This is a genomic window from Streptomyces sp. NPDC056527 (assembly GCF_042794475.1).
GTDB lineage: Bacteria > Actinomycetota > Actinomycetes > Streptomycetales > Streptomycetaceae > Streptomyces.
The window spans coordinates 1-20597 of sequence record NZ_JBHTTQ010000100.1 but is presented as its reverse complement, the minus strand read 5'-3'; the positions used below and the strand labels follow the sequence as shown (position 1 = coordinate 20597).

17 protein-coding genes are annotated in these 20597 nt (G+C 74.3%); 7 read left to right on the top strand and 10 right to left on the bottom strand.

The window, feature by feature from the left end; genetic code table 11:
- Positions 1-48: 48 nt before the first annotated feature.
- The 4 genes from ACFQ7Q_RS31290 to ACFQ7Q_RS31275 form a co-directional block, all read right to left on the bottom strand.
- Entirely contained in the window at positions 49-945 is an 897-nt protein-coding gene (locus ACFQ7Q_RS31290; RefSeq protein ID WP_383561014.1) for a hypothetical protein, read from the bottom strand.
- Positions 942-1658, bottom strand: coding sequence for a hypothetical protein (locus tag ACFQ7Q_RS31285; RefSeq protein WP_383561012.1), 717 nt, complete (start codon positions 1656-1658; stop codon positions 942-944). The genes ACFQ7Q_RS31290 and ACFQ7Q_RS31285 overlap by 4 nt, the downstream gene beginning before the upstream one ends.
- Entirely contained in the window at positions 1655-3181 is a 1527-nt protein-coding gene (locus ACFQ7Q_RS31280) for a hypothetical protein (protein WP_383561010.1), read from the bottom strand. The genes ACFQ7Q_RS31285 and ACFQ7Q_RS31280 overlap by 4 nt, the downstream gene beginning before the upstream one ends.
- A gap of 101 nt (positions 3182-3282) precedes the next feature.
- Entirely contained in the window at positions 3283-3987 is a 705-nt protein-coding gene (locus ACFQ7Q_RS31275; protein ID WP_383561008.1) for a GntR family transcriptional regulator, read from the bottom strand.
- Positions 3988-4156: 169 nt separating this feature from the next.
- On the opposite strand from ACFQ7Q_RS31275, the gene ACFQ7Q_RS31270 reads away from it, so the two are divergent.
- From ACFQ7Q_RS31270 to ACFQ7Q_RS31250, 5 genes are read left to right on the top strand one after another with little or no spacing between them, the layout of a single operon-like run.
- Positions 4157-5437, top strand: coding sequence for an MFS transporter (locus ACFQ7Q_RS31270; RefSeq protein ID WP_383561006.1), 1281 nt, complete (start codon positions 4157-4159; stop codon positions 5435-5437).
- Positions 5434-6222: a putative hydro-lyase gene (locus ACFQ7Q_RS31265; RefSeq protein WP_383561004.1), complete on the top strand. Its 789-nt coding sequence runs from the start codon at positions 5434-5436 to the stop codon at positions 6220-6222. The genes ACFQ7Q_RS31270 and ACFQ7Q_RS31265 overlap by 4 nt, the downstream gene beginning before the upstream one ends.
- A 39-nt stretch (positions 6223-6261) precedes the next feature.
- Positions 6262-7026 (top strand): LamB/YcsF family protein, encoded by a 765-nt coding sequence (locus tag ACFQ7Q_RS31260; RefSeq protein ID WP_383561002.1) that lies wholly within the window; start codon positions 6262-6264, stop codon positions 7024-7026.
- Positions 7023-7649 carry an allophanate hydrolase subunit 1 gene (locus ACFQ7Q_RS31255; protein ID WP_383561000.1) on the top strand — a complete coding sequence of 209 codons (627 nt, stop codon included), beginning with the start codon at positions 7023-7025 and terminating at the stop codon, positions 7647-7649. Before ACFQ7Q_RS31260 ends, ACFQ7Q_RS31255 begins: the two co-directional genes overlap by 4 nt.
- Positions 7646-8509 carry a biotin-dependent carboxyltransferase family protein gene (locus tag ACFQ7Q_RS31250; protein ID WP_383560998.1) on the top strand — a complete coding sequence of 288 codons (864 nt, stop codon included), beginning with the start codon at positions 7646-7648 and terminating at the stop codon, positions 8507-8509. The genes ACFQ7Q_RS31255 and ACFQ7Q_RS31250 overlap by 4 nt, the downstream gene beginning before the upstream one ends.
- Before the next feature lie 35 nt (positions 8510-8544).
- On the opposite strand, the gene ACFQ7Q_RS31245 is transcribed toward ACFQ7Q_RS31250, so the two are convergent.
- From ACFQ7Q_RS31245 to ACFQ7Q_RS31220, 6 genes are all read right to left on the bottom strand, one after another.
- Positions 8545-12147, bottom strand: a complete 3603-nt coding sequence (locus tag ACFQ7Q_RS31245) for a hydantoinase B/oxoprolinase family protein (RefSeq protein ID WP_383560996.1) — start codon at positions 12145-12147, stop codon at positions 8545-8547.
- Positions 12144-13469 carry a GDSL-type esterase/lipase family protein gene (locus ACFQ7Q_RS31240; protein ID WP_383560994.1) on the bottom strand — a complete coding sequence of 442 codons (1326 nt, stop codon included), beginning with the start codon at positions 13467-13469 and terminating at the stop codon, positions 12144-12146. Before ACFQ7Q_RS31240 ends, ACFQ7Q_RS31245 begins: the two co-directional genes overlap by 4 nt.
- A complete protein-coding gene (locus ACFQ7Q_RS31235; RefSeq protein ID WP_383561020.1) occupies positions 13466-14743 on the bottom strand; it encodes a glycosyltransferase in 1278 nt (425 codons plus the stop codon). Before ACFQ7Q_RS31235 ends, ACFQ7Q_RS31240 begins: the two co-directional genes overlap by 4 nt.
- Positions 14744-14973: 230 nt before the next feature.
- Positions 14974-16107, bottom strand: coding sequence for a glycosyltransferase family 4 protein (locus ACFQ7Q_RS31230; protein ID WP_383560992.1), 1134 nt, complete (start codon positions 16105-16107; stop codon positions 14974-14976).
- A 218-nt stretch (positions 16108-16325) separates the two neighbouring features.
- Positions 16326-17741, bottom strand: a complete 1416-nt coding sequence (locus ACFQ7Q_RS31225) for a HEAT repeat domain-containing protein (RefSeq protein ID WP_383560990.1) — start codon at positions 17739-17741, stop codon at positions 16326-16328.
- 242 nt (positions 17742-17983) lie between these two features.
- Positions 17984-18376, bottom strand: a complete 393-nt coding sequence (locus ACFQ7Q_RS31220; protein ID WP_383560988.1) for an ankyrin repeat domain-containing protein — start codon at positions 18374-18376, stop codon at positions 17984-17986.
- Between the two features lie 303 nt (positions 18377-18679).
- Here ACFQ7Q_RS31220 and ACFQ7Q_RS31215 point away from each other — a divergent pair, with 303 nt between their 5' ends.
- Both ACFQ7Q_RS31215 and ACFQ7Q_RS31210 read left to right on the top strand, forming a co-directional pair.
- Positions 18680-18874: a hypothetical protein gene (locus tag ACFQ7Q_RS31215; RefSeq protein ID WP_329122987.1), complete on the top strand. Its 195-nt coding sequence runs from the start codon at positions 18680-18682 to the stop codon at positions 18872-18874.
- 37 nt (positions 18875-18911) lie between these two features.
- Positions 18912-20552: a hypothetical protein gene (locus ACFQ7Q_RS31210; RefSeq protein WP_383560986.1), complete on the top strand. Its 1641-nt coding sequence runs from the start codon at positions 18912-18914 to the stop codon at positions 20550-20552.
- Positions 20553-20597 lie beyond the last annotated feature (45 nt).

The following is a 20597-nucleotide window of genomic DNA, read 5'->3' as shown; positions in this document are numbered from 1 at the left end:
GGACTCTCGTCGACTGGTTCGGTGATGACGCGGGGCGGTGGCGGGCGGTTACGCGTGGAAGGGCAGGCCGGCGTCGGCGGCGAGCTCCAGGTCGTCGCCCTGGGGCGGCGGCAGGAGCGTCGCGGTGCCGTCGCTGACGGGGACCACGCCGAGGTCGAGGAGCTCGGCCATGGCGGCGCTGCCCGCCATGTCACGCACCTGGAGCTGGTAGCGGGCGGTGGTGCGGTAGGCGCCGCCGGCGTCGTCTCCGGTGCGCTGGAGGAAGCCGGAGTCGGTGAGGAAGGCGACGGCCTTGCCGACGATGCCGGTGGTGGAGCCGGCGAGGCGGCGGGCGTCCTTGGTGGCGCCGGTGGAGCTGCGGCGGGCGTAGATCCGCCAGGCGGCTTCCAGGCCGGGGGCGTCGGAGGCGGGGTCGGTGTTCTCGCCCTGCTCCTCGGCGCGTTCTTCGAGACGGCGGCATGCCTGGCGTACGAAGGAGTCGACGCCGTTGACGGTGAGGCGGCCGATGTAGCCGTCGTCGGCGAGGTCCTCGGGCCGGGGGAACGCCATGGCGGCGACGGCGAGGTGGGCGAGGCCGTGCAGGAACCGGTCGGCGGAGTCGGTCGAGGCGCGGCGGGCGTAGTCGCCCATGCGGACGGCGAAGACGGAGTCCTCGCCGGCGGTGACGGCCATCCCCGCACGCGGGGAGACCTCCAGGACGACGAGTCCGAGGCCGGTGGCGACGGCGTCGGCCAGGCGCGCGAAGCCGGGGTCCTCGCGGTAGCGCCGGAGGAGCTCGGCGTACTCGGCGTCGCGGGCGGGCACCAGCTTGGGCTGGAGCCCGAACGAGACGAGCCGTGCGGCGTCGGCGGCGTCCGCGGGGGTGACGGCCGCGGGCGCGGCGGGGGTGTGCGGGGGCTCCGGCTCGCTCCACGCGTCGGCGTGCTCGGCGTGGTGTTCGCTCACGGCTGGGGCTCCTCGGTGGGGGTGGTCGGTGGTGCGGCGGGGACGGGGCGCGGCAGGGGCAGGCGGACGGGGACGACGCGCACGGCGGGCCGCCGCGGCGGGACCTCGGCCGACGCGCCCGCGGGGGCGGTCAGCCGGACGGCCCGCACGAAGGGAGCCGGGCTCCGGCGCGCGGGCGCGGGTGCCGAGACGACCCTGACGGCCATGACGGGCACGGGCACCGGGACGACCGCGACACCCGTGACGGGCGCGGCGGGCGTCGCGCCCGGGGCCGGCGGATCGTCGCTGCCTGGGAGCGTTGCGGCGTCGGCCTCGCCCGCGAAGGGTGCGGAGTCGACCACGGCAGCCTCACCCGGGAGGGGCGCGGCGTCGACTGCTGGAAGGGGGTCCTCGACCGGGGGCGGGCCTTCGGCCGCGAGCCGGAGTCCGGCCGGATGGGGGTCCTCGGCCGGGGGCAGGCCATCGGCCGCGAGCCGGAGTCCGGCCGGAAGGGTGCCCTCGACCTGGGGCGCGCCATCGGCCGCGAACACGCTCCCGCCCGTCGCGGGAGCGGGCACGAACACGGTCTCGCCCGCGAGGCGGATCCCATCGGCGACCGGCGGCCCGGCCGTGAGGGTGCCCTCGACCGGGGGCCGAGCCTCGTCCAGGGGCGCGTGGTCCTGCGTGGACGGTGGCTGGGGCAGCGTTTCCGTTGCCGCCTGGTCCGTGGTCATGAAGCCTCCGTGCGGTCCGCCGCCATGCCGAGAGCGTCCAGGAGTGCCGTACCCACTATCAGGTCGGCGCCGCCGAACTCCGGGTCGTCCAGCTGCGTGCCGTCGTCGACGGCGAAGAGCAGGCGCTCCTCGCCCTGGCGGTACGCGGTGCCGACCGGGGGGCTCGCCGCGTGGACGGCGAGGAGGGCGACCAGGTACGGAAGGTCGGGGTCGCGGCGGCGCGCGTCGGCGAGCAGGCCCGAGAGACGGCGCGGGGCGTCGTGCTCCAGGTCGAGCAGCTCCATCGCGCTCGCCAGCTGCTCCTCGCTGAAGCGGCTGTCGTCGGGGGTGGCGATCAGGTCCGGCTCGGGCATCTCCGCGCCGAGGTGCTCGCGCTCGACCAGCGGGGTGAGCAGCATCTCGACGAGGTCCCCGACGCGCACCGAGGCGGGCGTGCGCAGTCCCGTCCCGCGGGCGAAGAAGGCGTCCGTGACCTTGGTCGCCTGCTCGACGGGGAGCGGCAGGATCGGCGCGACCAGCTGCCCGTACAGATCTATCCCGGTGTACGAGGTGGGCGCGGCGAAGGCCTGCCGGTCCTGCTCGGCGCGGAAGAGCGGGCCGGCCTCCAGGAGGCGGGACTGGAGCTGGGTGTGGCGGCGGATGCAGTCCTTGACGATGTCGACGAGCTCGGCCGCGCGGCGCTTGTGCTCGGCCTCCTCGGCCTCGTCGCGGGCCTTGCGGATGTTGGTGAGGATCGCGTTCTCGTGGCGGTAGCGGTCGGCGACGTGGTCGAGCGCCTCGGCGATCATGTCCGGAACGGCCTGGAGCCAGTCCACGGCGCGGACGTTGCGCCGGGTCGCCTCCAGGGTCTTGCGGAGCGTCTCGGCGTACTGCACGGTCCGGTACCGCGCCTGCTCGGCGGCGAGCTGCGCGTCGGCGAGCCGTCCGCGGCTGATGAGGACCTCCAGCTTGACCTCGGCCGCTATCTGGGCGCTGGTGACGTCGGTGTCGAGGGCGCCGACGAGGACGTTGACCGCTTCGTCGGTGGTACGGAGGTAGACCCCGCCGCCGTAGCCGGGGACCTCTTCGATCAGCTTGAAGTCGTAGTCGCGGCGGGTGTAGACACCGTCGGCGCCGAACGTGCCGTAGACGGCGCGGAAGCCGCGGTCCACGCTGCCGACGTTGATCAGGTTCTCCAGGACCCAGCGGGCCACGCGCTCGTGCTCGGCGGCGGGGCGGCCGGGCGCCTGGGCGGCGACGCGGGGCAGGAGGCGGGCGACGATCTGCTCGTGGTCGGCGCCCGTGTCGAAGTCCATGTTGAGCGTGACGAGGTCGATGGCGGCGAGGGCGACCTCGGCCATCGCGTAGACCGAGTACTCACCGGCCAGGTTCGCCTTGCGGGTGTCCAGGTCGTGCAGCGGCGCGGTGCACGCGAGCGCGCGGAGGCGCCGCGCGAGCCCTTCGTCGGCGGCCGGGCCCTGCGCGGGCCGCGGCCCCGCGCTGAGCTGGGGCGGAACGAGGTCCGTCGAGGCAGGCGAAGTCACGGTGCACAGATTAGGTCCTCGCACCGACAACGGTCGAAACGGCGCAGATGCCCCCCGCGGCGCGGCAGGACGTGGTAGCCCGGGTGCGACCGGCTGCCCGCTCAGGCCTCCGGGGTCTCCGGCTCCTCGACCGCTTTCGCGTAGACCTCGACGATGCGGGTGCGGGAGTCGTCGAGGTAGCGGGCCAGGAGGCGCTCGGCCGTCGCTCCGTCGCCTGCGAGCAGGGCTTCCAGAATCTCCCGGTTCCGTACGAGATAGGGCTCGTGGAGGCCGCGGGGGTCGTCGACGATGTGGAACGCGAGACGGAGCTCGGCGAGGACGCCCCGCATCAGTTCGTCGGTGCGCGCGCTGCCGGCGAGGGCGACCAGTTCGCGATGGAAGTGGATGTTGGCGGTGGAGACGCCCTTCCAGTCCCTGTCGCGGGCGGCCCGCTCGCCCTCCTCGACCGCGGCGGCGAGGCCGCCGACGGCGTACGGCGGCTGCCCGAGGTCGCGGACGACCGCGCATTCGACGAGGCGGCGGGTGCGGTAGATGTCGGCGACGTCCTCGACCGCGAGGACCCGCACGAAGACGCCCCGGTTGAGCTGGTGGACGAGCAGCCGTTCGTGCGTGAGCAGCCGGAACGCCTCGCGCAGCGTGTTGCGGGAGACGCCGAGCGCGCCGCCGATGCTGTCCTCCGAGAGCCGGGTGCCGGGCGGGAAGAAGCCCTCGGCGATGCGGGTGCGCAGGATGTCCGCCACCCGCTCCGCCGTGCTGGTCCGCCCGAGCAGCGCCCGGTCGTCCGCCAGTTCGTCGATTCCGCCCACCGTGTCCGTTCCCTCCGTCGTCCGCGGCCGAGTCAATCGCAGGTACCTCCCGGAAACAAGAACATGACGACATACCTCTTGTCGGATCGTTCAACGATCCTCTACGTTGACGGCACCGCACGGTCCTTCAGTACGTCCTCAGGCACGCCTCCCCCTCTGCGAGGTGCAGATGAGCACGACACAGACCCAGCAGCAGACCCAGGGCGAACGGCCCGACGACACGGGCGCGTTCGCCTGGCTGCGAGCCCTCGGGCCGCGCGGCCGCCGCGCCTTCGGCGGCGCGTTCGGCGGATACGCCCTGGACTCCTACGACTTCTTCACGCTGCCGCTTTCGATGGTGGCCATCGCCGCCTACTTCTCCCTCGACAAGGGCCAGACCGGTCTGCTGACCACGGTCACCCTCGTCGTCTCGGCGATCGGCGGCGCGCTGGCGGGCATCCTCGCCGACCGCATCGGCCGGGTGAAGGCGCTGATGATCACGGTCGTCACCTACGCGCTCTTCACCGTGCTCTGCGGCTTCGCACCCAACTACGAGACCCTGCTCGTCTTCCGGGCCCTCCAGGGCCTCGGCTTCGGCGGCGAGTGGGCCGTCGGCGCGATCCTGGTCGCCGAGTACGCCTCCGCCAAGCACCGGGGCCGCACCCTCGGCGGCATCCAGAGCGCCTGGGCGGCCGGCTGGGCGCTCGCGGTGATCGTCTACACGCTGGTCTTCCAGTTCGTCGACGCCGACGTCGCCTGGCGGGTCCTGTTCTGGACGGGCGCCCTGCCGGCGCTTCTGGTGGTCTACGTCCGGCGGAACGTCGAGGACGCGCCCCAGGCCGCCGAGATCCGGCGCACCTCCGCCGAACGCGGCTCGTTCACGGCCGTCTTCAAGGGGCCGCTGCTGCGCACCACGCTCTTCGCGGTGCTCCTGTCGACCGGCGTGCAGGGCGGCTACTACACCCTCGCCACCTGGGTCCCCACCTTCCTGAAGACGGAACGCGGTCTGACGGTGGTCGGCACGGGCGGCTATCTGACCTTCCTGATCTCCGGGGCCTTCATCGGCTATCTGACCGGGGGCTACCTCACGGACCGGCTCGGCCGGAAGAAGAACATCGCGCTCTTCGCCGCCCTGTCGGCGCTGTCCGTCCTCGCCTACACGAACATCCCGTCCGGGGCGAACACGCTCCTCCTGGTGCTCGGATTCCCCCTCGGCTTCTGCATGTCGGCCATCTTCAGCGGTTTCGGCTCCTTCCTCGCCGAGCTGTACCCGACCGCGGTCCGGGGCACGGGGCAGGGCTTCACGTACAACACCGGGCGCGCGGTGGGCGCGGTCTTCCCGACCCTGGTGGGCTTCCTCGCCGAGAGCTGGGGTGTCGGCGGCGCGCTGATCTTCGGAGCCGTCGGTTACGGCATCGCCGTGCTCGCGCTGCTCGGGCTCCCGGAGACCCGCGGAAAGGAACTGGTATGACGTCCACGCCGGTTCTCGACCCGCGGGCGGCACGCGCGCGTGCCCGTGCCGGATCGACCGCCCCGACGGCCGGCTGGGCCCCGGGCCACGCGCAGGCCAACCTCATCTCGGTGCCGGCGGACTGGGCGTACGACGTGCTGCTGTTCTGCACCCGTAACCCCAAGCCGTGCCCGCTCCTGGACGTCACCGACCCCGGGTCGTGGACCACGGAGCTCGCCCCCGGCGCCGACCTGCGGACGGACCTCCCGCGCTACCGCGTCTGGGAGCACGGGCGACTTGTCGACGAACCGACCGAGGTCACCCCGTACTGGCGCGGCGACCTGGTGTCGTTCCTCATCGGCTGCAGCTTCACCTTCGAGGGGGCGCTCGCGGAGGCCGGAGTGCCGCTGCGCCATGTCGACCAGGGCCGCAACGTCTCCATGTACGTCACCGACCGGGCGTGCCGGCCCGCCGGGCGGCTGCACGGGCCGATGGTCGTCTCGATGCGTCCCGTCCCGGCCGACCTCGTCCCCACCGCACGGCGGCTCAGCGGACTGCTGCCCGCCGTGCACGGAGCGCCCGTGCACGCGGGCGATCCGGCGGTGCTCGGCATCGGCGACCTGGACCGCCCCGACTTCGGGGACGCGGTCGTGGCGGAGCCCGGGGACGTGCCGGTCTTCTGGGCCTGCGGGGTCACCCCGCAGGCCGCCGTGACGGCCTCGCGTCCACCGTTCGCGATCACCCACGCGCCGGGGCGGATGCTCGTCACCGATGTGCGCGACGCCGAGTACCGCGTCGCGGCCTGACCCGTACCACCACGCCCTGGGAAGGAAGGAACCGTCACCATGACCTGGGCCTCGATCGATCTCAACGCCGACCTCGGAGAGGGCTTCGGCCGGTGGACGCTGACCGACGACGAGGAGCTGCTGTCCGTGGTCACCAGCGCCAACGTGGCCTGCGGCTTCCATGCCGGGGACGCGGTCACCATGCGCCGCGTCTGCGAGCTGGCGGCCGCGAACGGCGTACGGATCGGGGCCCAGGTGTCGTACCGCGATCTGGCCGGCTTCGGCCGGCGCTCCATGGACGTGCCGGCCGAGGAACTGGCGGCCGAGGTGGCGTACCAGATCGGCGCGCTCCAGGTCTTCGCCCGGGCGGCCGGTTCGACGGTCTCGTACGTCAAGCCGCACGGGGCGCTCTACAACAGGGTGGTCCGCGACGAGGAACAGGCCGCCGCGGTCGTCGACGGGGTGCGCCTGGCCGGGGGCGGGCTCCCCGTGCTCGGTCTGCCCGGCTCGCGCCTGCACGAGGCCGCCGGGAAGGCGGGCCTGCCCGTCGTCGCAGAGGCGTTCGGCGACAGGGCGTACACGGCGGACGGCTCCCTGCTGCCACGGGGGCAGGAGGGAGCCGTGGTCACCGACCCGGCGGAGGTCGTCGAACGGTCGGTGTCCATGGCCCGGTTCGGGGTCGTGACCGCGCACTGCGGCCGGACCGTCGCCGTCCGGGCGCGGTCGCTCTGTCTGCACGGGGACACCCCGGGCGCGGTCGGCCTCGCCCGGCGGGTGCGCGAACGGCTGGAGGCCACCGGAGTCAGGGTGGAGGCGTTCGTATGAGGGCGCGGCGCGTGTTCCGGGTGGGCGAGCGGGCCCTGCTCGTCGAGTTGGGGAGCGGCACGGAGACGGAGGCGTTCCACGCCGAACTGCTGCGCCGGCGGGCGGACGGTGCGCTGCCCTCCGTACGGGAGATCGTGCCGGCGGCGCGGACCGTACTGCTCGACGGGGTGGACACGCCGGACCTGCTGGCCGGACAGCTGCGGGAATGGTCGATACCGCCGCTCCACGCGCGCGTGGAGCGCGCCGTCGAGGTGCCGGTCCGCTACGACGGTCCCGATCTGGCCGAGGTCGCCGCACTGTGGGGGGTGTCCGTGGAGACGGCGGCACGGATCCACTCGGGCACCGAGTTCCGGGTCGCGTTCTGCGGATTCGCGCCGGGGTTCGGCTATCTGACCGGGCTGGGCGAGCAGTACCAGGTGCCGCGCCGGGCCACTCCGCGCACGGCCGTCCCGGCCGGTTCGGTCGCGCTCGCGGGGCCGTACACGGGCGTGTACCCGCGTTCCTCCCCCGGTGGCTGGCAGGTGATCGGCTCCACGGACACGGTGCTGTGGGACGCGGGCCGAGAGCCGGCCGCGCTGCTCACGCCCGGCGCGCGGGTGCGTTTCGTGATGGAGAGCCGGTGACCGATCGTGCTGTTTCCGTCGTACGGGCCGGAGCGCTGACCACCGTCCAGGACCTGGGGCGGACCGGGTACGCGCATCTGGGCGTACCCCGCTCGGGGGCGCTGGATCCGGGTGCGGCCCGGCTGGTGAACCGGCTGGTCGGCAATCCGGAGGCCGCGGCGGTCCTGGAGACGACGGTCGACGGGTGCGCGGTACGGCCCCGGTGCGCGGTGACCGTCGCGGTGGGCGGCGCGCCGTGCCCGGTCACCGTCGACGGACGCCCGGTCGCCTGGGGCGCGGCGGTACGGGTCGCGGCGGAGGCGCTCCTCGAAGTCGGCGCGGCCACTCGCGGCCTGCGCGCGTACGTGGGCTTCGGCGGCGGGGTCGCCGTCGAGGCCGTCCTCGGCAGCCGCTCCACCGACCTGCTGTCCGGGCTCGGCCCGGCACCGCTGGCCGACGGGACCGTGCTGCCGCTGGGAGTGGAATCGGCCGCACGGGGGTCGGTCGACACTCCGCCCTGGCCGGGCCCGCCGGACGAACTCGTCCTGCGGGTCCGGCTCGGGCCGCGGCACGACTGGTTCACCCCTGGCGCGCTCCGCACCCTCGCCACGCGCGCGTACCGGGTCTCCTCGGCGAGCAACCGGATCGGGCTGCGCACGGAGGGGCCGCCGTTGGAGCGGGCCCGGACCGGCGAACTCCCCAGTGAGGGAATGGTCCTGGGCGCGGTCCAGGTGCCGCCGAACGGACAGCCGGTGGTCTTCCTCGCGGACCATCCGACGACCGGTGGCTATCCGGTGGTGGCGGTGGTACGGGAGTCCGACCTGGCGGCGGCCGCGCAGGCGGTGCCGGGGACCACGGTGCGGTTCGTGCCGCTGCGCTGAGCGCCGGGGGTGCGGGGGCCCGTACCGGAGGCCGTTCACGGGCGGGCCGGGCCGTAGCCTCCCCCGCCCGGGGTCCGCAGGACCAGGACGTCGTCCGGGCCGACCTCCGTGGCATCGACCCCGCCGAGGTGCTCGACGGTGCCGTCGGCGCGCTCGACCAGGTTCTCCCCGAGCGCTCCGGGCTCACCGTCGGCCATGCCGTAGGGCGGGACCCTGCGGTGGCCCGTCAGCAGGGTCACGGTCATCGGCTCCAGGAAGCGGACGCGGCGTTCGACGCCGTCCCCGCCGTGCCACCGGCCGGCCCCGCCGCTGCCCCGGCGTACGGCGAAGGAGTCCACCCGGACCGGGTGGCGCCACTCCAGGATCTCGGGGTCGGTGAGCCGGGAGTTGGTCATGTGCGTCTGGACGGCGTCGGCCCCGTCGAAGCCGTCCCCCGCGCCCGAGCCGCTCGCGACCGTCTCGTAGTACTGCACGCGCGCGTTGCCGAAGGTCACGTTGTTCATGGTGCCCGAGCCCTCGGCCTGGACGCCGAGGGCCGCGTACAGGGCGCCGGTGACCGCCTGGGAGGTCTCGACGTTCCCCGCGACCGTCGCCGCCGGGTAGGCGGGGGCGAGCATGGAGCCGGGCGGCACACGGATGTCCAGGGGTTCCAGGCAGCCGCTGTTGAGGGGGATGTCGTCGGCGACGAGGGTACGGAAGACGTAGAGGACGGCGGCCATCACGACGGAGGTCGGCGCGTTGGCGTTGCCCGGTTGTTCCGGGGACGTGCCCGCGAAGTCCAGGACCGCGGAGCGCCGTTCGCGGTCGACGTGGACCGCGACCTGGACGACCGCGCCGCCGTCGGTCTCGTAGCGGTACGAACCGTCCTGGAGCCCGGCCACGATCCGTCGTACGGACTCTTCGGCGTTCGCCCGCACGTGCCGCATGTAGGCGTGGACGACGTCGAGGCCGAACTGGTCCACCATGGCGCGCAGTTCCTCGATGCCCTTCTCGTTGGCGGCGATCTGGGCGCGCAGGTCGGCGAGGTTGGTGTCCGGGTCGCGGGAGGGGTATCGGGCTCCGGCCAGCAACGCCCGCGTCTCGTCCTCACGCAGCCGACCGTCCCGCACGAGCAGCCAGTTGTCGAAGAGGACGCCCTCCTCATGGACGGTCCGGCTGAACGCGGGCATGGAGCCGGGGGTGATGCCGCCGATCTCGGCGTGGTGCCCGCGCGAGGCGACGAGGAACAGCAGCTCGTCCCCGGATTCGTCGAAGACCGGTGTCACCACCGTGACGTCCGGGAGATGGGTGCCCCCGTGGTAGGGGTCGTTGATGGCGTAGACGTCCCCGGGGCGCAGGGAGTCCCCTCCCCTGCGCAGCACCTCCTTGATGGACTCGCCCATGGAACCGAGGTGGACGGGGATGTGGGGCGCGTTGGCGATCAGATTGCCCTCGGCGTCGAACAGGGCGCAGGAGAAGTCGAGTCGCTCCTTGATGTTGACGGAGTGGGCGGTGTTCTCCAGGCGCACGCCCATCTGCTCGGCGATCGACATGAAGAGGTTGTTGAAGACCTCCAGGAGGACGGGGTCGACGTCCGTGCCGACCGCCACGCGCGCGGGGCGGGGCACCGCGCGGGTGAGGACGAGGTGTCCGCCGTCGCCCGCCCCGACCTGCCAGCCGGGGTCGACGACGGTGGTGGCGTCGGCCTCGGCGAGGATCGCGGGGCCGGTCACGGTGTCCCCGGGGCGCAGGTCCTCGCGCCGGTACAGCGGGGTGTCGCTCGCCGCCGTGCCGGTCCCCGCGTCGTGCATGCGTACCGTCGCCCGGGGCGTGGGATCCCCGTCCCGTACGCCCATCTCGACGGCCACCGGGCCGTGTGGTCCGGCGGTGCCGACGGCCTCCACGGAGACGGCCTCGACGACCAGCGGCCGGTCCATGGTGAAGGCGTAGCGCGCACGGTGGAGGGCCGTGAACGCCTCGGTCATCTCCTCGGCGGCGGCCAGGTCGACCTGGAGGCTCGCGTCCGTGCCGGCGTAACGCAGCAGCACGCGCGCGTGGGTGGTGATCGCGGAGTCGGGCAGGCCGTCGGCGCGCAGTTCTCCCCTGGTCCTCTCGGCGAGTCCGGCGCAGAGTTCCGTCACGCGCGCGTGCGTGCCGGGGGTGTGCAGCTCCGCCTCGACCGACTGCTCGCGCATCGCGGTGGCGTCGGCGAGGCCGATGCCGTACGCGGAGAGCACACCGGCCAGCGGCGGTACGAGGACGGTGTCGACGCCCAAGGCGTCGGCGACGGCGCAGGCGTGCTGTCCGCCCGCGCCGCCGAAGCTGGTGAGGGCGTAGCGGGTGATGTCGTGGCCGCGCTGCACGGAGATCTTCTTGACGGCGTTGGCCATGTTGAGGACGGCGATCTCCAGGAAGCCGGCGGCGACCTCCTCGGGGGTCCGTCCGCCGCCGATCTCCCGGGCGAGGGCGGTGAACTTCTCGCGCACGACAGCGGTGTCGAGCGGCTGGTCGCCGTCCGGTCCGAAGACGGCGGGGAAGTGGTCGGGCTGGACGCGGCCGAGCATCACGTTGGCGTCGGTGACGGTGAGCGGACCGCCGCGGCGGTAGCAGGCCGGGCCGGGGACGGCGCCCGCGGAGTCGGGGCCGACGCGGTAGCGCCGGCCGTCGTAGTGGAGGACGGAGCCGCCGCCCGCGGCGACGGTGTGGATGTTCATCATCGGGGCGCGCATCCGCACACCGGCGACCTGTGTACCCAGTTCACGCTCGAACTCGCCCGCGTAGTGCGACACATCGGTGGACGTGCCGCCCATGTCGAAGCCGATCACCCGGTCGAACCCCGCCTGTTCCGAGGTACGGGCCATGCCGACGACGCCGCCAGCGGGCCCGGACAGGACGGCGTCCTTGCCGCGGAAGTGGGCGGCCTCGCGCAGCCCGCCGTTGGACTGCATGAACATCAGCCGGATCCCGGCGAGTTCGCGGGCCACCTCGTCGACGTACCGGCGCAGGATCGGGGAGAGGTAGGCGTCGACGACGGTGGTGTCGCCGCGGGGCACGAGCTTGATGAGCGGGCTGACCTCGTGGGAGCAGCTGATCTGGGTGAAGCCGGCCTCACGGGCGCGTGCGGAGATCCGGGTCTCGTGGTCGGGGTGCCGGTAGCCGTGCATGAGGACGACGGCGGCGGAGCGGTAGCCGGCGCGGTGGGCGGCCCGCAATTCCTCGACGACGGCGTCCTCGTCGAGCGGCCTGACGACGCGGCCGTGGGCGTCGACCCGTTCGGGGACCTCGATCACCCGCTCGTACACGGCCTCGGGGAGCACGATGTGGCGGTCGAAGAGCCGGGGACGGTTCTGGTAGGCGATGCGCAGGGCGTCGCGGAAGCCCTCCGTGACGAGGAGGACGGTCGGCTCGCCGCGCCGCTCCAGAAGGGCGTTGGTGGCGACCGTGGTGCCCATCTTGACGACGTCGATCCGATCGGCGGGGACCGGCTCGTCGGGGCCGAGCCCGAGGAGGAGGCGGATCCCCGCGACGGCGGCGTCGTGCGGGCGTGACGGGTCGTGGGAGAGGAGCTTGCGGGTGACGAGCCGCCCGTCGGGCCGCCGGCCCACGACGTCGGTGAAGGTGCCGCCACGGTCGATCCAGAACTCCCAGCGCCCGGTCATTCCCCCATTGTGGCCACCGGGACGTCCAGCGACACCGCCGCGAGGGCGGCGGACAGGGCGTGTTCGGCCCGCCGGTCGAGCCGGGCGCCGGTGCCGCCCGCCCAGTGGCGCAGCTCGGATCCCGCCAGGTGCAGCAGCTGGGGCAGCAGGTCGTGGCAGCGCCGGGCGACCCAGCCGGTGCCGGCGGTCGCGAGCCAGAGCACCGCCTCCGCACGGGTGGGCGGGGGCTGTTCGGGCTCGGGCGAGGGAGGAGTGCCGTGGGCGAGGCCCCGGGCGGCCAGCAGGGCGTGGAACCGCGCGGCGATCGCCCGGTGGCCGCGCTCGCCGGGGTGGAGCCGGTCGGCGCTCCACAGGGAGCGGTCGTCGGTCCACCGCGCGTCGGCGAGGTGGAGATGGACGGCGTCGTAGCGGTCTGACACCGCGTGGACGAGGGCGTTGACGGCCTTCTGGCGGCGGGCGAGCGGCCGGGCGAGCGGGGCCGGGAGGCCGAGCATCCGGCCGGGGTCGGGCAGACACGCGGTGAGGAGTACGGCTCCGCTCGCCGAGAGGTCCGCGCAGACCCGGTCGAGGCGGTGGGCGAGCCGGGCTATGTCGAAGGTGTGGCGCAGGGTGTCGTTGACCCCGACGACGACGGAGGCGAGGTCGGGCCGGAACGCCACGGCTTCGGGGGCCTGCTGCTCGGCCACCTCCTGGCTCTGGGCCCCGCTGACGGCGAGGTTCCGGAACTCGACGCACCGCGCGGACCCGCCGAGCCCCTCGGCGAGCAGGGCGGCCCAGCCCCGCCAGGCCCCGTCGACACGATCCCCGACGCCCTCGCTGAGGGAGTCCCCGAGAACGGCGAAGCGAACGACGGCAGGTTCGGCGCCGCCATGCGGGGGCCCGGCGTCGGGCCCCCGGCGCTGGTCGGGAAACAGCTCCACGCGCGCGTGAGGGACGACGCCGGGGTCGAAGGTCCGGACGGGGGCGGCGGACGGGCTCCCGGCCGGGACCGGGGGCCGGGCGGTCCCGGCGGGGGCCGGCGGGCGGGCGGGGCTCGGGATCTCGCATGCGCGGACGCCGGTCTCCGCCTCAGCGAGCGATCCGGCCGTGGACGGATTCTCGGGCGGGCGGTCGCCGGCTTCCGCCAGGCCCGTCGGCTGTGGGGGGCTCGGCGACTCGGACGCAGGGGCGTCCGCCACGGCCGCCGCCTGGACGGTCCCGGCGGGGGCCGGCGGGCGGGCGGTGCCCGCGTGGACGGTCTTGGCCAGGCCCTCCGGCCCGGCCGGTTCCGCCGTGGCCAGCGACTCCGGGGGGTCCGCCGTCGGCGGGAACGTGGTGGTCATGTCCTGACTCCCTGCGGCGGGACGAGGATCGAGGCCGGGGCCGCGTCGTGAGCCTGGAGGAAGGCGGCGATCGAGCGGTCCCAGCCGAAGAGTTCGGCACGCGCGCGTGCCGCCGCGCGGCGCTCCCGCTCCGGGCGGGCGAGCAGGGAGCGGATGCACGCGGCGAAGGCCGCCGGGTCGTCGGCCGCTCCGGCGCCCGCGTCGCCGAGCACCTCGGGCAGCGCCGAGGAGGCGCTGGCCACCACCGGCGTCCCGCAGGCCAGGGCCTCCAGCGCGGACAGGCCGAACGTTTCGGCAGGCCCGGGAGCCAGGCACAGGTCGGCCGCGGCCTGGAGATCGGCCAGGGTCTCGCGGTTCGCGACGTGCCCCAGGAACCGCACCGGCAGCCGCTCGTCCCGCGCCCGGCGCTCCAGCGCGGCCCGCATCGGCCCGTCTCCGGCCACGACGAGCGCGGCCCGGACCCCGGCCGCGCGGACATGGGCGAGCGCGTCCAGCGCCGTCCCCGGCCGCTTCTCCACCGAGAGCCGCGAGCACATCAGCAGCAGCACCCGCTGACCGTCCGCGTGCTTGGCCCGCAGGACGGAACTGCGCCGCCCTGGCCTGCAACGCTCCAGGTCCACGCCGAGCGGCGCCCGTACGACATTGCGGGCCCCGATCCGTACGAACTCCCGCTCCGCCCACTCCGTCGTGCACACGATCCTCGAATACGCCCACGCCGTACGGCGGTTGAGCCGGTCAGCGGCCCGGGCGGCGGCCGCCGACGGTACGCCCCAGGTCCGCAGTACGCCGTCCGCCGTCTCGTGGGAGACCATCACCGAGGGCACCCGGGCACGCCTCGCCCACTCCCCCGTCCAGCGCAGGGTGGTCCGGTCGGAGACCTCCAAACGGTCCGGGGCGAGCTCCTCGAGGAGTCGTCCGAGGCGCCAGCGGTCGGCGAGGACGCGGTAGCCGCCCGTGCCGGGCAGCACGGGGCCTGGGAGTGTGATGACCCGCCCCTGATCGGTGACCTGATCGCTCCCGACGTCTCCGGGGACGATCAGGACGGGCTCGTGCCCGGCCGCGAGGTAGCCGCGGCCGAGCTGTTCGAGTGCGGTGCGCAGGCCGCCGGAGGTGGGGGTCACGAAGTTGGCGAGCCGCACGATCCGCAACGGCCGCCGCCCACCGCGCGCCTCGGCGCCGGGTCCGTGGTCACCAAGGGGATCCCTGCCACGAGCACCCGCGCCGTCACCGTCCGCGCCACGGGCGTCCGCATCGCGGAACCCCGCGCCGACGATGCCCCGGTCGCGGGCACCCAGACCGTGGACTTCGGTGCCGACACCGTCCGCGCCGGGGGCACCCGTGCCGTGGACGTCGGCGTCGTGGACTCCCGTACCGCGGACTTCGGTGCCGCCTGCCTCCGCGCCGAGAGCGCCCATGCCGCCGGCGCCGTCCCGGCCGAGGCCACCCACGCCGTGGGCATCCGCCCCGAGGTCACCCACGCCCGCCGTGTTCCTTCCGAAGGCGTTCATGCCGCGACCGCCGTCCGCTCGCGCAGGACCTCCAGGTAGTGGCCGATCAGTTCGTCGCCGACGGCCTCCCAGGTGCGGTCCTCGACCGCCGCGCGCCCGGCGCGGCCGTAGGCGGCGCGCAGTGCCGGCGCCGCGGCGAGGGAGGCGACGGCCTCCCTCAGCGCGGTCGGGTCGTCCGGGGGGACGAGGAGTCCGGTCCGCCGGTGGTCGACGAGGTCCAGCGGCCCGCCCGCGGCCGGGGCGACCACGGGGACGCCGCTCGCCATCGCCTCCTGCACGGTCTGGCAGAACGTCTCGTACGGACCGGTGTGCGCGAACACGTCGAGCGAGGCGAAGATCCTCGCCAGGTCCGTGCCGGTGCGACGACCGAGGAACTCCGCGCCGGGAAGGGCGCTCCGCAGACCGGCACCGCTCGGGCCGTCGCCGACGACCACGACCCGGACGCCGGGCAGTCCGCACACCCCGGAGAGCAGTTCCACCCGTTTCTCGGGGGCGAGGCGGCCGATGTAGCCGACGAGCAGTTCGCCGCCCGGGGCGAGCTCGCGGCGCAGGGCCTCGTCGCGCAGCTCAGGACGGAAGCGGACGGTGTCGACGCCGCGCCGCCAGAGCCGTATGCGGGCGATGCCGTGCGTCTCAAGGTCGCGCGCGGCGGCGGTGGACGGGGCGAGCGTGCGGTCGGCGGCGCCGTGCACCGCCCGGAGCCGGCGCCAGGCGGCGCCCTCGCCCGCGCCCACATAGGTGCGGGCGTAGCCGGCGAGGTCGGTCTGGTAGACGGCGACGGCGGGCAGTCCGAGCCGGGTCGCGGCGGCCATGCCACGCACCCCGAGGACGAAGGGACTCGCCAGGTGCACCAGGTCGGCCCGGTGCGCGGCGATGGCGGCGGTGAGGCGGCGGCTGGGCAGCGCGACGCGCACCTGCGGATAGCCGGGCAGCGGGAGGGACGGTACGCGCACCACGGGGCAGGGCGCGTCGAAGTCCGTGGGGTCGGCGGGTCCGGTCACGGGAACGGCCGGGGCGATGACGAGCGGGTCATGACCGCGGCGGACGAGGTGGCGCGCGGTCTGCAGGGCGCAGTGCGCCACACCATTGACGTCGGGTGGGAAGGATTCGGTGACGATGACGACACGCATACCGGTGTTGTCGTCGCGCCCGGCGTGTTCCCGCCGACGTTGATCTGGACGCGCGGGGAACGTCCCATGAGCGTTTGCCCCGCCGGGCGTCAGCGGCGCCGTGACCCGCCCCACGACCGGGCTCCATCACCCCGAGCCGGGCCCCCGCGCCGCCTGCCCGTGGCACCGGAAGGGCGGGACGGGGCAGACGCCCACGGGCGCCCACGGCGCCCGCCCCCTCAGACCTGCAGGTCCGGTCCTATCCGGTTGCGGACCGCCGTCTGGACCTCGGCCTCCTCGGCCGGGTCGGCCGCCAGGCGGCGCAGTCGCTCCGCGACCCGTACGTCACCGGTCTCGGCGTGCAACGCCGCCACCTCGCGCGTGGTCTCCTCGCAGTCCCAGAGGCATTCGACGGCGAAACCCGTCGGGAAAGTCGGGTCGGTGGCCGCGAGGGCGCGGGCCGTGCGGCCGCGCAGTTGGGAGGAGGCCGTCTCTCGGTAGACGTGGCGCAGCACGGGGGCCGCGCAGCCGATGCCGAGGCGGCCGGCGCCGTCGACGAGGGTGTAGAGGGCGGTCGCGTCGGGACCTTCGGCCCGGACGGTCTCGCGCAGGGCGCCGAGGACGAGCCGGGCGTCCTGGGCGCCGCCACGGCAGGCGAGGACGCCGGCGGCGGCCGCGCCGAGCGCGTCGGGCCGGTGGACCCAGCCGCGGGCGCGGTCGACGGCGGGCTCGCCGCACATGCGCTCGAACGCGGAGACCGCGGCTTCGGCGACGGTACGGGAGCCGCTGCCGGCGGCGGCCTCGATGAGGTCGAGGACGGCGGGGTCGCGTGATTCGGCGAGGTAGTGGAGGGCTGCGCAGCGCGCGCCGTCGGGTCCGCTGCGGGCGGCCTCGACGATGACCGGCCGGTCATCGGGGCCGGCGACGGCGGTCAGGCAGCGGGCGGCGGGGCCGTGCAGCAGCGCGCCGCGCTCCAGCCCTTCCTGGGCCCAGTCGAAGACCGCCTGGACGCTCCAGCCGGGCCGGGGGCCGCTCGGGCGCATCTGGCGCTGCCAGCGGTCGAAGGAGCCCTGTTCCTGGGCGGCCCTGACCCGGGCGCCGACGGCGTCGCGCTGGTCCTCGGCCCAGAGCCGCCACGGCCGGGGCTCGAAGGCGTCCCGCACGGTGCTCGCCAGCTCGGCGTCGCCCTCCGGGGTGGCCGGGAAGCGGGCGAGGATCGGGGCGGCGAGCGAGCGCAGTCCGGCGTCGTCGTCGCGCAGCGCGAGCTCGTCGAGGGCCCAGGCCCAGTTGGTGCCGGTCGCGGCGTACCGCCGGAGCAGCAGCAGGGCGTCCTGGCGGCCGTAGGAGGCGAGGTGTCCGAGGACGGCGAGCGCGAGCCCGGTCCTGTTCTCCTCGGTGTCGAAGTGGTCCTCGGCGCCGAAGAGGTGGGCCTCGATCTCGGTGAGCCCGCCGTGCAGGTCGAGGTAGAGGCGCGCGTAGTAGAGGGAGCGGTTCTCGACCTGCCAGTCCTGGCGGGGGTCGCTGAGAACGCAGTGGTTGAGGGCCGTGAGGGCCTCGGCGCGTGGCGCGGCGAGCGCGTGCAGGGTGCCGTCGCCGCGGCCCCTCTGCAGCAGGCCGAGCAGGGTGCCGCTCGGCGCTATGACTGGTTCGAACATGGAAGATGCCTCACATCAAGCTGTCGACACGACCGGGAGTACCGGGGACTGGTGATCGCCTAGGCCGCGCAGCAACATGTTCGGCCGCCCGTCGTCCTTCGCTTGGTGTTGACCATCTTCCTCTGCCTCTCGTCGGTGGCCCGTTGCGGGCCCGACGTCATGATGACCCAGCCATTTCGCCACCGCGACCACATTTACGACACCGCTCTCACCTGGGGTTCAGTGCCCGTTCACCTGGATCTTCACCGGGCGTCGAACAGCTCCAGGAGTTCTGTCTTCCCAAACATCCGAGCAGTATCCACGGCAGACGGAGTCCCCGCTTCCGGATTTGCGCCGCCGGCGAGCAGCGCGCGGACGACGGCGTCCTCTCCCTTGAAGACCGCGCCGGCGAGCGGGGTCTGGCCGCGGTCGTTGGCACGGTCCCCGTCGGCACCCCGGGCCAGCAGGGCGGCGACCGCCTCCGCGTGGCCGTGATAGGCGGCGAGCATGACGAGGGAGTCGCCCCGGTCGTTGGTCAGGTCGGCCGGAACGCCGGCGTCGACGTAGGCGGCCAGCGTCTCGGCGTCGCCCGTCCGCGCGAGGTCGAAGACCTTGCTCGCCAGCTCGATGACCTCGGGGTCCGGAGTCTCGCTCATCAGGACGTGTCCGCCTTTCCGTTCCGTCGCGCACGTGGGTTCCCGTGCGGGTGACCTGCACGACACCAAGGCCGTACGAGTGAATCGACAGGGTACTGCCCGTCCCGCGACATGACCGGGCGCGTCCACGGCAAAGATCACCTAGCGCGCTCCGGGCATTTCGCCACTCGGGCGGGCCCTCCGCCTCCGCCAGTCAAGTGAAATCGGCCATCTTTCACCCATATGCACCTTTAATCGCATAGATACTTCCCGTGAACCTGGAAGGACTCATGGTGACTGTCCCCTCAACCAGGAGAACCCCTCATGATCCTGTCCATCTCAGGCGTGGTCCTGCTCGGCATCATCTGCTTCCTGTTCTTCAAGAAGGACGGCATGAAGGCGTCCCACGCCCTCGTCAGCTCCCTCTTCGGTTTCTACCTCGCGGGCACCGCCATCGCCCCGAGCATCACCGCAGGCGGACAGAGCCTCGCCAGCCTCTTGGGCGGGATCAAGTTCTGACGCCCCACAACCCCTTCCACAACTCCAGGAGTACGACGTGGCCCGGCGACCACTCCCCCGCATTCTGAGCAGCGGCAGCGACCGGATCGCTCGCAGTCGAGAGATCGCGCGCACGGCCGCCGACAGTGCCACCGACGTGCTCCATCCGCTGATCACCATCACGCGTGGTCTGCGGAAGCTGGCCGCGACCGCGCGTGCCAGGTGGGCCGCGACCCCGAAGGAGCGGCGCGGTCCCACGCTGCTCCTGGTCGCGGCCTGCGTCCTCGTCCTCGCGCTCGTCCCGTACGGTCCGCTCCTCGCCCTCGTCTCGCTGATGGGCGCCGCCGCCTGGAAGGGGCGCGAGCGCCCGGTCGTGAAGACCGGTCCCGACGAGGCCGAGATCGAGCGGCTCAAGGGCCTCTACGAGGCACTGGTGCCGTACTTCTCCGTCCCCGAGGACCCGGCTCCGCTCTTCGCCCACGGCGGCGACTGGACCGGCCCGTTCGGGGACCACGCCTTCGACGAGAGCGGGCGTCTCACCCGCCTGCGGATCAAGTACCCCGCGTACTTCACCGACGGGGAGGCCGCCTCCCGCGCCCGGATCGAGCAGCTGCTGCACGCCAAGTCGGGCCGCGGCCGCGAGTACCTCTTCGACTGGGACGAGGAGGGCAACCAGCTCGTCATGAGCGTGCTGCCGCCCCTTCCGACCACGATCGCCGCCCAGCGCTTCGTCACCGTGCCGGGCGAGACGGTCCTCGGCTTCACCGACGCCGACGCCGTCCAGCGGACCGTGCCGGTGCAGGCCGCCGACGGGGCGGAGGACGCGCCCCCGGTCGTCTGGCGCACCGGTCCGCGCTCCACGGAGCCGCATCTGCTCGCCGTCGGCCAGCCCGGCAGCGGTACGACCTCGCTCCTGCGCTCCATCGCGCTCCAGGCCCTGCCGCACGGCGACGTACTGATCGTCGAGGGCAGCGGCACCGGCGAGTACGCCTGCCTGACCGGCCGCGCCGGAGTGTTGGGCGTCGAGTGCGGCCTCGCGGGTGCGCTGGCGAGCCTGGAGTGGGCGGCCCACGAGACCGAGCGACGGCTCATCGCGGCGAACCGGGCCCGTCAGGCGGGCCACCCCGCGCCTGAGGACACCAGGCGCCCGCTGTGGATCCTGCTGGACCGGCCGAGCGTCCTCGGCCACCTGGCGGCGGCCGACGGCCGCCCGGACCCGCAGGACCTGCTCCAGGTGCCTCTGCGGCACGGCAGGGCCGCGCAGGTCACGGTGGTGGTGGCGGAGCAGTTCGACAGCATGGAGACGCTCGGCGAGACGGTACGCACGTACACCCGCGCCCGGGTCGTGCTCGGCCCCGCCTCCCCCGGTCAGATCGCGTCGGTGCTCGGCGCCGGGCCGCACACCACCCCGGTCCCGGCCGTCCCGCCGGGCCGGGGCTATGCCCGCCTCGGCGGCGGCCGGGTCCTCCGCCTCCAGGTGCCGGCGACGCCCGATCCGTTCGACGACGCGACGAGCGAGGCTCACCGCCAGGCCGTCCTGGCGCTCCTGCCGGAGCGGCAGACCGCCACGGGTACGGCGGTCGAGGAGGCTCCCGGCTCGGCGCCGGACCCCGGTCCGGCCGTCATGGCGAAGCCCGCCGCCCACGCGCCCGACCCCGGACCGGCCCCGCTCCACGCCCCGGTCCCGGCCGAGGGCTGACACCCGACTCACGCCGGAGGGCGGGTACGGACCACGGTCCGTACC

What these genes read in the sequence shown, in the direction of transcription:
- ACFQ7Q_RS31220 (WP_383560988.1), bottom strand. Translation starts at nt 18,376, where the DNA reads ATGAGCGAGACTCCGGACCCCGAGGTCATCGAGCTGGCGAGCAAGGTC.
- ACFQ7Q_RS31215 (WP_329122987.1), top strand. Translation starts at nt 18,680, where the DNA reads ATGATCCTGTCCATCTCAGGCGTGGTCCTGCTCGGCATCATCTGCTTC.
- ACFQ7Q_RS31270 (WP_383561006.1), top strand. Translation starts at nt 4,157, where the DNA reads ATGAGCACGACACAGACCCAGCAGCAGACCCAGGGCGAACGGCCCGAC.
- ACFQ7Q_RS31260 (WP_383561002.1), top strand. Translation starts at nt 6,262, where the DNA reads ATGACCTGGGCCTCGATCGATCTCAACGCCGACCTCGGAGAGGGCTTC.
- ACFQ7Q_RS31245 (WP_383560996.1), bottom strand. Translation starts at nt 12,147, where the DNA reads ATGACCGGGCGCTGGGAGTTCTGGATCGACCGTGGCGGCACCTTCACC.
- ACFQ7Q_RS31240 (WP_383560994.1), bottom strand. Translation starts at nt 13,469, where the DNA reads ATGACCACCACGTTCCCGCCGACGGCGGACCCCCCGGAGTCGCTGGCC.
- ACFQ7Q_RS31255 (WP_383561000.1), top strand. Translation starts at nt 7,023, where the DNA reads ATGAGGGCGCGGCGCGTGTTCCGGGTGGGCGAGCGGGCCCTGCTCGTC.
- ACFQ7Q_RS31225 (WP_383560990.1), bottom strand. Translation starts at nt 17,741, where the DNA reads ATGTTCGAACCAGTCATAGCGCCGAGCGGCACCCTGCTCGGCCTGCTG.
- ACFQ7Q_RS31230 (WP_383560992.1), bottom strand. Translation starts at nt 16,107, where the DNA reads ATGCGTGTCGTCATCGTCACCGAATCCTTCCCACCCGACGTCAATGGT.
- ACFQ7Q_RS31265 (WP_383561004.1), top strand. Translation starts at nt 5,434, where the DNA reads ATGACGTCCACGCCGGTTCTCGACCCGCGGGCGGCACGCGCGCGTGCC.
- ACFQ7Q_RS31285 (WP_383561012.1), bottom strand. Translation starts at nt 1,658, where the DNA reads ATGACCACGGACCAGGCGGCAACGGAAACGCTGCCCCAGCCACCGTCC.